Origin of the sequence: Fibrobacter sp. (genome assembly GCF_045112255.1) — a bacterium.
Lineage (GTDB): Bacteria > Fibrobacterota > Fibrobacteria > Fibrobacterales > Fibrobacteraceae > Fibrobacter.
Genome location: NZ_JBGUHR010000025.1, coordinates 77437 through 94025, shown reverse-complemented (window position 1 = coordinate 94025; position 16589 = coordinate 77437). Strand labels below are relative to the sequence as shown.

The following is a 16589-nucleotide window of genomic DNA, read 5'->3' as shown; positions in this document are numbered from 1 at the left end:
ATTCCTCCTTAATCCTTTGTGCCATTGCTTGGAATGGGGATTATGAGCGAAAGAACGCTGGATTCTCCGTGGACGCCTGTGGTTAGCTCTAAACGTAAAGCCTTGACGTTCTTTTTTTCGGTGGGTGCTATTTCTGCACCGCTAAATGTGTAATTCGCGGTTTCAACTTTTTTAAGTACAACTTCGCTAATCGTTATTTTTCCGCCGGCGACAACGGGGGAGTAGCTTGCGAAAGTAAATGACATGCAGACATTTTCGATTTTGTGCATTGTTCTGAACCTGAACTTGCGTGCGCCTTCGGATGCTCCTGCATGTGTGGGCGGGTAGAACATGAAGTCGTTTATTTCGTTTGGACGTGCTCCGTCGTTTGTGTAGCGGAATCCGACTCCCATGTAATCGCGACCTGGGCAGAATAGACGGCTTGCGTCGCTTGCGTACGGCATTGAAAACGAAATTTCGTACTCCGTATTGGTTTCAAGCGTGATCTTTGCGCATCGCTCTTGCCAGTTGCCTGAAAGGTCGGTGGCTTGTGCAAGGAAAACCTGATTTGCGTTTCTTCCGTCGAGGACCGGTTCCTGATTGTCGAAATTGTAGTTCGATGCAAATCCGGATAAGACGACGCTTAAATCGCCGTTGGGCGGTTCGACTTTTGTGAATGCCAGATTGTCGTCGCCATAACGGGGGATCAGTCTAAATTTGTGGACACTTGTGTCTGTGGATGGCAAAATGTGCGATGTACTTTCGGTTGCTCCTGGTTCGGCGGCTGTAATATTGAATCTTTGGACGCCATCGGCCATTGCGACAACGTTTGCGCTGCTGCTTGGGCATAGGTCTGTATCCTCTGTTCCAGAAACGGTCTTGCATCCTCTCATTAGGACGCTCCCATCGACATACCAGAAGATTGAATCGACGGCAACGTAGTGCCCGTCCTGATCATAACGGATGCGCTTGTATATCAACGTGTCTAGGTTGCCGTTATTCCCGATGCGGTAAGATGAAGAGTCTTTTTTGGTATTGTCTGCGTTGTCAGGGTCGATAAACACATCGTGGATGTGGTCTGTGCTAAAGTTGTCCATTGAAGCGCCTGCGGCGGCTGCTTCTTGTGAGCTTTTTGCTCCGAGTTGTGTGACGTCCTCTTTAAGTATGGAACTTATGTTGCCTGCGTTCTGGTTGGCCTGTAGCATGTTCTGGGTACGGACGCGCATCTTTGTGCTGTCGCTGAACGCCTGGCCTGCGATGAGAACGATTCCTCCGAGGAGAGCGATGTAGACCATCAGCTCGATGAGCGTAAAACCTGATGACGCTTGGCTAAAATTCTTCATTCTCTTCCCTCGTAATCGTTTTAAGTCAATAGAAGTAAAAATATGTAATTATGATTACATTTTCTAAAATTAAAAATAAGTTTTATGTATGCAAAAGTGATAAAAATTTCTTTTTTATTGTCTGATTTTGCCCTAAAATTGATGAAAATCAATGCTTTCTGAAATCTTTGAAGATTTCTGTCAAAAAAATTCCACATTTATGTTTTTTTACATATATCCGCTGCGTACGGCCTTTTCATGTTTTTTTGAATTTATCTTTCTCCATATATATAAATGAGTTGTCTTATTCCCTGTGTGGAATAGAGTTGGAATGAGTATGATGTTTTGTTCTGTGGGTGATTTGTGCCCGAAATGTCGCCGTAAGGCGGGCTTTACCTTAGTGGAATTGCTTGTCTATATGGCGATTCTTGGTGTTGTTGTCCTCGTTGCAGGGCAAGCTCTTACGGACAGTACAAGAGTTCGTGTTCGTACTCAAAACATGCTTGCTTCTTCGCAGAATGCAGAAAATGCGGCGAGTCTCCTGAAAGAGGATATCGCCCAGATGGGGGCGAAGGAATACGAAACAGACAAGTATTCTGGTTCATTTAATGTTGTCCGTGGTGTATTCATGGATCCTGACAATGCAGATGTTGGTCAGGTGGACAAGTCTTCTTATTCATTGCATCAAGGAAGTGGCGAATTTGATAGCCTGTACTTTAGACGTATCCGCTATGATGATGATGGCAAGTATGTGGCCCTTGAAGCAGTCTCGTGGTATGTGCGCGATGGAGTCCTTTATCGTCGCTGTGCGCGTCTGGAAAGTGCGTCCGGGGCGTCTGCGGATGAATCCTGTCCTGACGACGGAGATCTGGAAGTCGCTATCGCAAAGGATATGGCGCGTTTCAAGGTCGTTCCGGCGAAGCCCAAATTGCTGAATTCCAGCACGGGCAAAATCCTTTTCCCGCCTTCTGAAACGTCTTCGGATTTTCGTTTGCTTTCCCGTTACGATGGCAGCAAGATCCTCCGCTTGAACCTTGCTCCAGAGGAGGGCGGCAGCATTGTCAAGATTTCAGGTTTCACTTCGAATTTCGATGATGAAAACGATTCTTACTCGACTGAAAATAAGATGAACCAGGTCTATGCCGCAGAGGCAAATTCTAGTGCCGGAAACTGGTCTAGCCTGTGCTCTGAAATGACGTTTGCTCCAGGAATAGAATATGAAATTTCTTTTAAGCAGCCGCTTATGACGGGGACCGATTATTCGCAGTCTTTTATTCCAGGTAAAGATCATTTGTCTGTTGGATTGCGTACAAAATCAGGTGGAAAAATAGCGGGCTTTGATGATTTTCTGTTCTTGCCGCCGAACGATGAATCCTCTGCCGCCATTATTCGCAATTTCCGATTCTCTGTAAATAATGAAATCAAGGCGTGCCTTGCCTTTACGTTTGTCTTCTTCTCGCCGCTTGCAGAAAAAGGAACTTTGAATATTGCAAACTTGACGGTGAAAAAAATACAGGATGTGAATTACGAGTTTGATCCGAGTTATGTTCCTGATGTCTTGGACAAGAAAAATATTCGTGCGTTCTTTGTGGATCTGAGAATAAATAAGCACGGCGAACAAGGTGGATCAAAATACGTTTTTGCAACGCCGAGTAATGGTGCGGCGGCAGAGTAGTAGGGGTGTGTTTATGCAGAAAAATTTTAAGCAGGGTGTATCCCTTATAACGGTGCTCTTGTTCATGCTCGTGGCAACGATTGCTGCTACGGCGACTTTTAAGTGGCTGAATTCTGAAGGCCGTTCGAGTGCGGCGCGCCTGATGCGCAATGAAGCGCGTCAAGCGGCTTTGGCGGGCATTACATCTGCACGTACATGGATGACGTACCACGGAAATGAAACGGGTGCAATTATCCGGCAGTTCAGAGGGAACGGGCACAAGCCGGTTCATTTGAACAATGTACTTGGCAATAATATTGATAGCGATAATCAGAAATTCGATGTCTGGCTTGTCGGTGCTGAATCAAATTCGTCTCCTTACACGGTGAAAATCCTTTCGACAGGTGAATCTCGTAATGGCACCAAGCACAGCGAAGTTGCGATTATGAAAATTTCGGGACTTTACCAGGTGAAAGTTCCCGAGAAGAAAATAAGCATATCGTTTGATAGGGCCTTCTTTGGTAAAACCAAAGGTATTACTGGCGATGACGCGATGGAATCCGCCATTGTCAATGGTGATTTTGGCGAAGACAACAACGTCCCGTCGATTTCAAAACCTCTTTTGGTGACGGGCGATTTTTCGTTCCAAGGTTCTGCAAATATGGGCGGTGACTTGTATGTTGGCGGCAATTTCAGGAACAAGGGCAGCATTTATTTTGGAAATGTCGATATGGACAGGAACTCCAATAACTATGCAAACTGCAAAGATCCTGACGCCAATGATGATACCCTTATTGTTTATATTGGCGGCTCGGTTGGCACCTGCGAAGGCGGCATTATTGCTGTTTGCGGAGACCTTTATGTCGGTGGAAGTGTCCCGCCGAATTGCGATATCAAGGTTGCTGGTAATTTTACTGTCAATGGACACATGGAACGCGGTACTGATGATAATTCAAAAGGTGTTGGCGTAAAAAAGAACATGGTCTTTACGGATAGGGCCAGCTGGACAAAGAATGAGATGAATTATTTCAGCAGTACCGGCGGCGGTACCGTTTCTTCGTTTAAGGTGGGAAATAATCTTGTCTTGCCTCCGACAATGGATGGCAAAATGGATTTGCAGAACAATTATTCGTTTAGCTTGTCTGGAAAAGTGATGAGCTATACCACGGCCAATACGATTTTGATGAATCAGAATCAGGGATTTGGATTTGCTCAGAAGCCATATGGCGTATTTGTCGAGGGAACGACGGCTTTGGAGGCTATGGGGCCAAGACCTCAAGATAAACGATATTTTTCTTTTAGTGCGACGAAGGGCATTGAAAACCGTAGGGTTTCCAAGTGGAGTGAGTCAGACCCGCTGTTAAAAGCAATTGGCGATGAATATTGGTCTCGCCTCAAAAAGATGTACACTTATCAGGGACTTATTGGCCCTGATGGTGAAGTTCCGGTGCCTATTTTGCTGAATAACGAAGATTTGTGGACAACGAAAACCATGAATAAGTTCTGTGAAATCGATACCGTGTTCAATATGGACGATAACCATATTCAGAAGATCAATGAATGCTATGCGAAGGCGGGCGAAAATGAATTGTACAATGGTTTCTTGATTCTGGAATGGAATGAAATTGAAAAGGTGGACCCGACTAAGACCTTGGATGGCAAATTTGTCTTATATGCGCGTTCGAAACTGGGTGACGGTCACATGGTCATGATGCCTGCAACGACTGAAAATTCCGTGGTTCTGCTATTTCTTGAATCAGGTGCCGGCTTGCTAAAGGGCGACGGCAAAGTGATGAATTATTTCATCTATTCCAGAGGCGATATTGATGAAGTCCAGGAGATGAATGTCGAAGGTTGCGTCATTATGGACAATGGCTCGACGCTTTTGAAATATCAAGGCCATAACAACTTCAAGTACAAGGCTGAAGTTGTCGAAGCTGTGCAATCAGCCGGGTTCATTATTGGAAACGAGGAATTTGAAAAACTGGCCAATAAGACTAGTGGCGCTACGACGACATCGGGAAGCTCTGAATTGAGCGATACTGTTTATGTCGCAGTCTCGTCCCAATTGAAAATTACGATAGAATCTGAATATAAAAATGAAGAATCTTATGGCGGTAATACTGAAAATGTGAAACCTTCGATTCTCATAATGCCACGAATTATCTATCTGCCAAGAGATGCTAAAGGCAGCCTTTCGGATTATTACAATGTCGTGAATTTGAATGGCGCGAATGAACAAAAGAATCCGAACAACGTGTCCTGTAGCCCAACGGGGCTTCCCGCTGTTGAAAAGTTTAAGCTGTATGGTACGACTCTCCCGCAGGACGTCTTTAGCTGTAATTACACAAGCAATAACTATGAGAAAATGGGATTTTATGTTGTCGTTAGCGGTTCTGCTGGCGATGTCCCGGAAATTTCATTTGATAGGACTTCTGCTGAAATTACTAAGGGACATTCGGTCCTTGTGAATTTGCGATCCACAAAATCAAAGCCTGCGACGGTTGATATCTACCAGTCCCGTGAACCGGAAGGCTGGACCGTTACTGGGGCGACTCCCAAGAAGGAAAATGCGGATGGCTCTAAGCTATATACAATGCCTGTCTCTGGTAACATGACGGCATTCGAAGTGAAAATGGATGAAACCGCATCGGAGATGGGTTCTATTGAATTTCAGCTGGTGGAACCTTGTGAAAACTGTACGATTGCACCGGCAGGCCCTACAACGATGAGCGTTGTTGCTGAAGGTTCGTTTACGGTGGAACGTCGAGAAGTTGGAACGTATTGCAGTTTGCCTGAACACAAGGATGACGATGCTTGCAAGCCGGGTGGCGAATTGCATAATAAGATCCAGGCTCCAGATTGTGGAAGCCTTGTTAAAGATGGGGTTACGTGGGTAACCGCAGAAGGTGTTGGCTGCAATACTGACGAGCTGAACAGAAAATGGTTCTGTAGTATTTATATTACGACGCCGGTTACATTGAAAAAGTCTGATAGTTTCGATGATACTTATTGTGAAGTCATCATGCCGCCGAACAATAAGATCATCTCTGCAAAGAATGACAAGGAATACCTTTACGCATCGATAAAGCGTAAACAGTATAATTTGCATATCGAGTTTAACGGTGCCGAAGATTCGGGTAATTATGTTGATGTATCTTCTAAGACTGGCTTAAATGGGGAAGCCCGTAAAATTTATACATGCCGAAAAGGTGAAATTTGCGATTATCCGATTTATGCCGGCAACTATTATGAATTGAAGGTTGGTGATGATGCCGGGTCGGACCATTTTACGCATTTCTCGTCTGAACCGAGCAATGTCGCCAATGAAGGCCGTAGACTTACAATTTATGCGTCGGATAGCTATTCTATCGTTGCTAACTATAACGACCACGATACTCATTGTTTCTACGAAGATTTTGCACCAGATGAAAATAACAATGGATTTACAGCGTTCTGCGATAAGAGCGACGATTTTCCGCGCTGTATCGATGTGTGTTTTTCTAATCCAAATCCGGGACAGTCCTGCAAGATTTCAGAGGCTAAGCACTGGGCCGGACTCGAAGATGGCGCAAATCCCGACTGGGTGATGGTCTATGACAATAGGCAGGCGACATCTTCATGCCATTGGGACTATTCTTCGTGCAACTGCTCTACTGAAAATTATAAGGCTTGCCGTCTCCAGTGCAGAAAACGTGTTTGCACCACGGTTAAGTCTGGCGATCTTTTGGAACCTTCTATTTCGAACAACTACATCGCCGCTAATGCGGCTTCGGACGCTTCTGCGGAAGAACCGAATGGCTCGCAGAGTGTCATTCTCAATACGAAAGAAAATGGCAGCAATGGTACGCTCACTTCCATTTTCTCTACAGCGATTATCGATGTCAATACAGTTACGAACGACTTTTCCAATTCAGGCTTTATCTTTAGATCGAACGATGATGGCTCGGAATACTATTCCTTGAGCGTCTATGGCAAGCATGCGGGTGGTGCTTTCTCTCCGTATGTCTACGCAAAACTCTGCTATGTCAAGGGGCAGACGGCTTCTGATGAAGACGGCGCCTGTGTCGAAAGGTTCCTTTCTACAAACGAATGGAATGTTTCTGAAACGGGCGGATTTACCAATTTGACAAAGATTGCCCTTGTCCTCAAAATCCAGAGTAATGTTGTCGTTGCGGATTTGCAGCTTGATGGTAATTCTATTACAAAATCTTCAACGGAGTTTATGTTTGATCTTGGCGAATTGTTTGGTTCGACGCTTTTGCTGAACGATGCCTTCCATGAACATTCTGGATTTAAGCTTTCGAATAAGGACTTTAAGCTGTACGATATTTCCTGGTCGAATTCGGCTTATGGCGATAATGCCTGCTGGGATCATCCTAAGTTGGTCTGCTCGTTTAAAACGAACTACCTGGGTGGCGTTGTTCCTCAGAATGAATATGTAACACCCTGGGTGGGCGTTAGCTCGTACACGATGAACAGCTATAAAAAATGCCAAATAAAGTATTATTACAATGGCTGTGACAATACGACGATGATCCGGCTAATTCCGACGATGCCGAACTTTAATATGGGCTTGCTCTATCAGCGTTACCAGTGCTTTATGGGAAATGGCTTAGGCTATTATTGGGATAACGGCTCGGAACTTGAAGGATCCAGCTATCGCTTTGCTACAGAAGGCAAGCATGGCTATTATTATCAAGATGTCGAATCTAAACTAGGTGGCTTTGCGATGGATGCTAAAGTCTCTCTGGAATGTCCTCCTAGTGTCAAGACTGAGGTGCCGTCATCCTTGCTTGCAGTCCAGTCTTGTGGTGAATTCTATGTTGGCGATATTATGATGTGCTCCAAGAATATTGATTTCTTGAATAGCACAGAAAATGTCGTCTGCACGGATTCCTGTAGTTTTGCCGTTTCAAATGAAGATGGCGTGAATGTCCGTAAATCGAAACTTCTGGTAGGGCTTAACAATCCCAACAATTTCAATATGCGAATTTCGTTTACGGATAAGAAAGGAATCCTTTCCTCGTTCTATACAACTTCAATGGATGGAAATCTATCTATTGATGTGAACGGTATATCGAATGAAGATGGCTTTGATCCGCAGCATGTGATGCGTGTAAACATAAAGGTGATTGATGGTGGCTTTGTTGAATTGAACCAGCTGAAAACGAGCTGCCCTAACGCGCTTAGCATAAATTCTTGCAAGGTGCAGTATAATGGTACGTATTGGGATATCTCGGCTGATGTGAATAACGCGGATTACTGTACGGTTGAAAAGCCTGTAATATCAAACGCTGAATTTGTGGGGGGCAAGGAACCAACGGGCTGCCAAAAGACTTTCCGCTTAAAAGAAGAAGATCTGTATTCAAAAGATGACTTTGAACAAACTTATGAGTTTACAATTAAAGCTTCTAAAGGCACGGGAACGGATCAGGAAAACGAAGAGCTTACATGCGATCCGTATAAACTGATTCCTCTTGAAATCGCCTGCAATATTGATGAAACGAAAAATACTGTCAAGCGTGGCGCTGGTGTCCCGCCTTTGAATATATCGTTTACGAACTGCCCCGAAGGTGGTTGCTCTTATTCGATTAGCTTTGAAGGTGAAAATGTCGCCAGCGGTAATACCAAAAAGAAGGGTTCTTCTGATGAAACCTACACGTTCAATGATCTGAATACTCCGTCAAAAATGCTCCGCGCTGGAGAATACAGCTTTACAGTTTCTTCGGGTGGAAAAGAAAATTCGGATTGTAGTTTTGTTGTCGAAGACGTTCAAGGAAAGGCTGAAGCTTCGAACTGTGTCATTGATGAAGATACGAAGGTGTTTACGGCAAAGGTGAATCTCCTTGAAGGCGAAAGCTGGTCCGGTCAGATTTATGTTACGGATCAGTTGGGTTTCCCGATTGGTAGCGCTCAGCAAGTCTATGAAAATGAGACTGCTTCGGAAATCAGCGTAGATTTGTCCTCGGTGCCATTCTCCAAGGGAATCAATACAATTAAGTTTATTGTAAATGGCGACCTGAATGGAAGTCATGGGTGTGAAGCCCGCTATACGCCACCTGAGGAAAAGGATGATTTGGAACTGGAATGCCCTTCCTTCATTTCTGTTGACGGCTATAGTGAAACTTTTGAAATGACCCCTTCCAAGGTTGTAGGCTGCGATGATGGAAAGTGCTTCTGGAGTGTTTCTGGAGATGCTTCGATTTCCCCGTCAAGTGGCTATACATCTGGCCCTGTTACGGTTACGGAATCTTACGTGAGCAGCAGTAAGGAATACACGTTTACGTTGGGACACGAAGATCTTGAAAGCCGCAGCTGCCGCGTTGTTGTAGAAAGAACTTCGGATTTTGAACTGGATTGCAATATTGCAACGCAAACGGATGTGGAGCCTGGAGAGACGATTAACGTTCAGCCTTATTCCGTGACCGGCTGCAATTCGAATTGTTCGTACCGTATAGAAATGCAAAATTCTTCTGGCTCTGATGATTACATCAGCGTGGTTGGAGGTTCTGGATCCAATTACAATGGCGAAAGGATTTCCTTTAAGGGTGCAAATTCGGGTGGAACGAAGAGGTATCGATTGACGGTTACCGACGCGATGAAATCCTCGAAATCCTGCCTGTTCGATATTGTTTATGCGAATTCCGGATGTCGTTCGACTGGTGATGACTATTTGATTTCGTATGATAAAAAAGATGTATCGTTGAACAAGACTTTTGTCGCTGGCTGCCATGATGTCAAAGTGGGCAAGCTTTGTGCGAATGCCAAAATTGAAAAAGAAGCATGCCGTTGTGAAGATGGTATGCCTCATAAGTTCAAGGTCAACGGACGCGAAATTGAATGTGGAATTTACTTTGATAATACGATTCCGAAACAGTTGACTCTGAATATGGAAATTCCGGAAAATTGCTCGGTATATGGCGATATAAAACTGTACGACTGTGAGTATGATCCGGATTATGTTGGAGTTGGTACAAAGTTGACGTATGAATTTGTTCCTTTTGGACCGGGGGCAAATGAAGTTTATACGGCGGCATTCAGCTCAGGTCATAAATTGTATTGCAATGTGGATCAGACGGAACCTTATGATCGTGTTGTCGGATCTATTGGCGATTGCGAGATTAGAATTCCTGCGTACAACACTCGAAATTACGGTAGTGCTTGCGAACTTCTGGGTGATATGGATTATATCCTAAATATCAATGAGGATGCTCCCAACGATTTGACGTGCAAATTAGATTGGTAAATAAGAAATAGGACAATGCAAAAAAGGAACCCTCGCGGGTTCCTTTTTTAATGCTTTTGGATTGCTCTCGCCTTGAACGTCATTGCGAGCCACGAAGTGGCGTGGCAATCCAGTCACAATGATTACTTGATGATGAGCATGGAATCGTCCCAAGCTTCGTGCTTTTCGAGGCCGAGGAGGTTGGCCGTCGTTGCAGCGATGTTGGAAAGACCCCAGTCGCCTTCCTTGAGGCCGAGCTTGCCGCCAGTGACGTTATCGTAAAGGATGCACGGCACCTTGTTGAGCGTGTGGCTCGTCTTGGCCTTGAAGGAACCATCCTTGTTGACCTTCGGCATGCCGGTCTTCTTGTCGATTTCGTACATTTCGTCAGCGTTACCGTGGTCTGCCGTGATGATGGCAACACCACCGAGAGCGTCGATCACCGGGAGCAAACGGGCGAGACCGATGTCCACAGCTTCGATAGCCATCGTTGCAGCGCGGAAGGAACCGGTATGGCCCACCATGTCGCCGTTCGGGAAGTTGCAGCGGAGAGTCTGGTACTTGCCGCTCTTCAAAGCTTCGATCATGGCGTCGGTGATTTCGGCAGCCTTCATCCACGGGCGCTGTTCGAACGGAACAACGTCAGATTCAATTTCGAGGTAGGTTTCGCCGTCAAACTTGCTAGAACGGTTACCATTCCAGAAGTAGGTCACGTGGCCGTACTTCTGCGTTTCGGAACAAGCGAACTGCTTCACGCCGGTTTCGGCAAGCCATTCGCCGCTGGTTTCCTTGATGGCCGGAGGCGGAACGAGGAAGCGGTTCGGGAGCTTGAGGTCGCCGTCATACTGGAGCATGCCTGCGTAGCAGACGTGCGGGAAGCGCTTGCGATCAAATTCATTGAAGGATTCTTCTTCGAAGGCGCGCGTGATTTCGATAGCGCGGTCGCCACGGAAGTTGAAGAACACCACGGAGTCGCCATCGTTGATGGTGCCAACCGGAGCGCCGTCCTTAGCAATCACGAACGGCGGGAGGTCCTGGTCGATAGCCTTGGTTTCGCCACGGAGGGTTTCGATAGCCTGCGTAGCGTTGTCGAAATAGCGGCCTTCGCCGAGCACGTGGGTCTTCCAGCCGAGTTCCACCATCTTCCAGTTAGCGTTGTAACGGTCCATGGTGATCTGCATACGGCCACCGCCGCTAGCAATGCAGACGTCGAATTCCGGAGAGCGGAGTTCGTCGAGGAACTTTTCGAACGGGCCAACGTAATCGAGTGCGGAGGTTTCCGGAACGTCACGACCGTCGAGGAGGATATGAACGCGAACCTTCTTGACGCCTTCCTTCTTGGCCTGAGCAACCATGGCCTTGAGGTGAGCGATGTTGGAGTGGACGTTACCATCGCTGAAGAGGCCGATGAAGTGGAGAACGGTGTTCTTTTCACGAACGTTGCCGGAGATTTCCTTCCAGGCGTCGCGGCCGAAGATGTCGCCACTGTTGATGGCGTCTGCAACGAGAGCTGCACCTTGGTTGTAAACCTGGCCAGCACCGATGGCGTTGTGGCCGACTTCGGAGTTACCCATGTCTTCGTTGGTCGGCATGCCGACGGCGCGGCCGTGAGCCTTCAGGAGGACGTTCGGGTACATCTTGAAGAGGTTGTCGAGAGTCGGGGTGCGGGCTGCCTTGATGGCGTTGCCTTCAACCTTATCGGTGATACCAAAACCGTCCATCACGATTGTGACAACGGGTCCCTTGATGCCAGGGAAATTGGAAAGCTTCTTGAGCATGTTGTGTCTCCTTGTACACGGCCCTGCATTTGGCCTCTGAAATTAATTCCGAGCACAAATTTAGAAAACACCGGAACCTATTGGTTCCGAGTTTTCCAAAGACACAATGATATGGCGCGCTACTTTTTCTTGCCCTGGTTTGCGACGGCTTCCATCTTGGCTTTGAGAGCTTCCTGGTCACCCAGGTAGTAGTGCTTTACCGGGTTCAAGTTGTCGTCAAACTCGTAAACAAGCGGGGTCGCTGTCGGAATGTTCAGGCCGAGAACTTCTTCCTTGCTCATCTTGTCGAGGTACATCACCAGTGCGCGTAGGGAATTGCCGTGTGCCGCGATCACAATGCGCTTGCCGGCCTTCATTTGAGGCTTGATTTCTTCAAGGTAGTAAGGGATCACGCGGGCAATTGTCGTTTCGAGGCTTTCGTTCTGTGGGAGGAACGATTCATCGACATCGCGGTACATGGCCTGCTTCTTTGCGCTGCGTTCGTCATCATCGGCAAGCACGGGCGGCTTGATGTCAAATGAGCGGCGCCAGATTTTCACTTGATCCTCTCCGAACTTTTCGGCGGCTTCGGACTTGTTCTTGCCCTGCAAGTCCCCGTAGTGGCGTTCGTTCAGTTTCCAGCTCTTTACGACTGGGAGCCAGGCGCGGTCCATTTCATCAAGCATGTGGTTCAGCGTGTGGATGGCGCGTTTCAGGTAAGAGGTGTAGCAGAGGTCGAAATCGTAACCTTCAGCCTTCAAGAGTTGGCCTGCGGCAGCCGCTTCTTCGTGACCCTTTTCGCTGAGGTCTACGTCCATCCATCCCGTAAAGAGGTTCTTCTTGTTCCATTCGCTTTCGCCGTGGCGTACAAGCACGAGTTTAATCATGAGGATTCTCCTATTCTATTTAATCATCACGATTTAATTATAGAAAATAATTTGATAAAAATTAGAATAGACTAATAAAATTAGATTTATATAATAAAGTTAGATTTGTCTAATTTAAATTTTATACCATGTTATTCAAAATAAGATGGTGCGAAATAGCTAAATACAAAAAAGACCTCCACGGGGGAGGTCTTTTTAATGAGATTCCGTATTTAGACGGTTATTTCTTTTTGTAGAAATGCAAGGTCAATTCTACGTCGCCGTTTCCGTCAGGAGTGGTGTTCTTCAAGATAACGAAAGCGTAGAATCCTGCACCGGTACTCGGCTGGTAGTTCGGAGCGATTGCGACGAAGAATACGTCACCGGCCTTGGTTATGTCCGTAATTGTGGGCTGAAGAGCGCTTTCCTGATAGAGGAAGTCGTCAGTAGTCGGCTGGGCGTGATCGTCTTCCGGAAGCCATTCGCGGCCCCAGTCGTCAGCCTTCGGTTCGCGGGCCAAGTTGTCGTAGATTGCGAATTTGATGTCCGTTGCGCTGCTGACGTTGACTTTACCCTTGCTGTCGACGCGAGTAAAGCAAATATCGCCAGTTTCGGTCTGTGTGATTTCGCCAGTAGCCATATTGATGCACTTTCCATAAGCCGTACTGAACAAGACAGTCATGGTGTCAAGCGGATTTGTCGGAGCAGCTTCGCTTGAAGAAGAGCTTTCCGGAATCTTGCACTTGGCTTCTGGACGCGTAAACGGAATGGAATCGAGTTTATTGGATTCGATATATCCGTCAGTAGCTTCTGCGAAGATCATGAGCTTAAAATCGCCGCATGCGGAATAGCCTGGATCGTCGAGGTTTGTCTGGAGGGCGTATGCGCCAAGATCGACTGTTGTGCGGCCGAGCGCATCAACGTCAAGCACATTGCCGAGGGAATTGCCTTGTTCATCCCTGAACTCTGCAGATCCCATCAAGGTTCCTGTAGCAACGTTGACGACATTTACCGTAACCTTTGTGAAATGGGCTGCGTCCATGTCTTCTACGGAGGAGGAGTCGTTTAATTCAAGCCTTAAAATACCGTCGAACTTGACGTAGTTTAGGGATTGAGATAGAATTTCAGCATTTGTAAATAAAATAGCGGTATTTTCGGAGGGTTCTGGTGGTACCCATACGCTAGAAGATGAATTCTGCGGATTAGGCGGCTGGATCGGGCCATCCCCGCCACTTTCACCACAAGCAACGAATCCCAATGTGCCTAATGCAATAACCGATGAAAAAAGAAGAGGTGTTGTAAATTTAGAACTCATTGTAATACCCTTTTTAAGTAACCTTTTAGTGAAAAATAAACAAAAATTGTAGAAAACGTACCAGGAAATTAACTTTTTATAATAATACAAAAATGAATTTACATTACTTTATTGGCGTGTATGCGAATGTGATTTAAATTATAATAGTTTTGTAAACAAAATTATACACTAAGCGTCGAACGAGCGTATAATATCGCGGATTCGGGCGGCTTCTTCGAAGTCGAGGCGGGCTGCCGCTTCCTTCATTTGACGTTCCAGGTCGGCAAGCTTGGACTGGACTTCACTGGATCCTTCGCGGAGCTCAGGATGACGATTGCCGGTTGCTGCATTCTTTCGTCCCTCGTCTGTAGCTCGCTTGCGAGCGTTCTCTCGTCTAAATCGCGAGGGCTGCAACGGTTCCATCGGGCGGATACCGGGGGTGAAGTCTGTGGAATCATCATCAATTCCGAATTCCGAATTCCTATCTCCTAATTCATCCTCAAGCGGGTCGATGATTCGCAAGTCTTCTTCAATCTTGCGGGTGACTGACTTAGGCGTGATATGGTGCTCGGCGTTAAATTCTTCCTGGAGGCCGCGGCGGCGGTTCGTTTCGTCGATAGCTTTTTGCAGACTTTCGGTCATGTTGTCAGCGAATAGGAGTACCGTGCCGTTCACGTTGCGGCTTGCGCGGCCCATCGTCTGGATGAGGCTGCGGTAGTTGCGCAAAAAGCCTTCTTTGTCGGCATCGAGAATCGCGACCATGCTCACTTCGGGGAGGTCGAGGCCTTCGCGCAAGAGGTTGATGCCCACGAGTACGTCAAATTCGCCACTGCGCAGTCCACGGATGAGTTCGTGGCGTTCGAGCGTCTTGATGTCGCTGTGGAGGTACTTCGCGCGGACTCCAGCTTCGATGAAAAATTCCGTGAGGTCTTGCGCCATCTTCTTGGTAAGCGTCGTGACGAGCACGCGGTCGCCGTTTTTGACGACTTCTTCGATGCGGTACAGGAGCACGTCCATTTGCCCTTGGATCGGGAATAGCTCGATTTTCGGGTCCAGAAGCCCGGTCGGTCGGTTGATCTGTTCCGTGACAACGCCGTTTGTCTTTTTCAGTTCGTAGTCGCCGGGGGTGGCGCTCACAAAAAGCACCTGTTTCGGGTACATGTACTCGAATTCGGCAAAGTTCATCGGGCGGTTATCGAGAGCACAGGGGAGGCGGAACCCGTATTGCACAAGCGTCGTTTTGCGGGATTTGTCGCCTTCGGCCATGCCGCCTACTTGCGGAATGCTCACATGCGATTCGTCGATCATCAAGAGCCAATCGTCGCCAAAGTAGTCAATAAGCGTGAAGGGGCGTGTGCCCGGGGCGCGGTCTTCGATGATGCGCGAGTAGTTTTCGATGCCGTTGCACATGCCGGTTTCGCGGAGCATTTCCATATCGTAGCGTGTGCGGCTCGAAAGGCGGGCCGATTCCAGCACCTTGCCTTCCTTGTCGAGTTCCGCAAGGCGTTCGGTCAGTTCCATCTGGATGCGTTGCAGCATGCCCGCGCGATTTTCTTCTTTGGTCACAAAGTGCTTTGCGGGGGCGATGGTGAGTTCTTCGACTTCCTTGATGACTTCGCCGGTGACAATGTTAAAGCGGCAGAGGCGATCGACTTCGTCGCCGAAAAGCTCGATGCGCAGCCCGTCTTCGTCGTAACTCGGGTGGACTTCGATGACGTCGCCACGGACGCGGAATGTGCCGCGGTCGAGGCTAAAGTCGTTGCGTGAATACTGGATGTGGACAAGGTCTCGCAGAATCTTGTCGCGGTCGTAAATGTCGCCCTTCTTGATGCGGACCATCAAGTCGAAGTATTCGCTCGGGCTTCCCAAACCGTAAATGCAGCTCACGGAAGCGACGATGATGACGTCGCGGCGGGTGAGCAAGTTGGCCGTAGCTCGCAAGCGGAGCTTGTCGATTTCATCGTTGATGCTAGCGTCTTTTTCGATGAACGTGTCCGTGTGCGGAATGTACGCTTCGGGCTGGAAGTAATCGTAATAGCTCACGAAGTATTCTACCGCGTTGTTCGGGAAGAACGACTTGAATTCCTGATAGAGCTGGGCGGCGAGTGTCTTGTTGTGCGTGAGGATGAGCGTTGGCTTGCCGACATTCTTGATGACGTTTGCCATCGTGAAAGTCTTGCCGGAACCGGTCACGCCGAGAAGCGTCTGGAACTGTTCGCCGTTCTTGAAACCTTCGGTCAACTCTTCGATGGCTTTGGGCTGGTCGCCTGCGGCACCGTAAGGACTAACGAGGTCAAAATCCGCACGAGTGGGCGCCTGGAACTGCTTGAGTTTTCCGGGCAAGCTCTTGGAAGGCGGTAGCGGTTTCGCTATCGGTTTTGCATACGGATCAGGAGTAATAGTCTTACGTGCGCGTGCCATAATTTTAGACGAGAGAACGGACCTGCGGTCCTACAGACTAAAGACGAGAGAAAAAATAGTAAGTGAAA

The 16589-nt window shown here is 47.4% G+C and carries 7 protein-coding genes; 2 read left to right on the top strand and 5 right to left on the bottom strand.

What is annotated here, in order from left to right; genetic code table 11:
* Positions 1-8: 8 nt before the first annotated feature.
* Complete coding sequence (locus ACJMM9_RS02465) at positions 9-1322, bottom strand: type II secretion system protein J (RefSeq protein WP_405323527.1); 1314 nt, start codon at positions 1320-1322, stop codon at positions 9-11.
* A gap of 316 nt (positions 1323-1638) precedes the next feature.
* On the opposite strand from ACJMM9_RS02465, the gene ACJMM9_RS02460 reads away from it, so the two are divergent.
* Positions 1639-2976, top strand: a complete 1338-nt coding sequence (locus ACJMM9_RS02460; RefSeq protein WP_405323524.1) for a type II secretion system protein J — start codon at positions 1639-1641, stop codon at positions 2974-2976.
* A gap of 13 nt (positions 2977-2989) precedes the next feature.
* Positions 2990-10204, top strand: a complete 7215-nt coding sequence (locus ACJMM9_RS02455; protein WP_405323522.1) for a hypothetical protein — start codon at positions 2990-2992, stop codon at positions 10202-10204.
* A 122-nt stretch (positions 10205-10326) separates the two neighbouring features.
* On the opposite strand, the gene gpmI is transcribed toward ACJMM9_RS02455, so the two are convergent.
* From gpmI to uvrB, 4 genes are all read right to left on the bottom strand, one after another.
* The gene (gene gpmI / locus ACJMM9_RS02450) at positions 10327-11961 is read right to left on the bottom strand and encodes a 2,3-bisphosphoglycerate-independent phosphoglycerate mutase (protein ID WP_073443165.1); all 1635 of its coding nucleotides are present in this window, start codon (positions 11959-11961) and stop codon (positions 10327-10329) included.
* Between the two features lie 119 nt (positions 11962-12080).
* A complete protein-coding gene (gene gpmA, locus ACJMM9_RS02445) occupies positions 12081-12824 on the bottom strand; it encodes a 2,3-diphosphoglycerate-dependent phosphoglycerate mutase (protein WP_173353400.1) in 744 nt (247 codons plus the stop codon).
* 223 nt (positions 12825-13047) lie between these two features.
* Positions 13048-14121: a hypothetical protein gene (locus ACJMM9_RS02440; RefSeq protein WP_405323519.1), complete on the bottom strand. Its 1074-nt coding sequence runs from the start codon at positions 14119-14121 to the stop codon at positions 13048-13050.
* 168 nt (positions 14122-14289) lie between these two features.
* Positions 14290-16521, bottom strand: a complete 2232-nt coding sequence (gene uvrB, locus ACJMM9_RS02435; RefSeq protein ID WP_405323516.1) for an excinuclease ABC subunit UvrB — start codon at positions 16519-16521, stop codon at positions 14290-14292.
* Between the last annotated feature and the right edge of the window lie 68 nt (positions 16522-16589).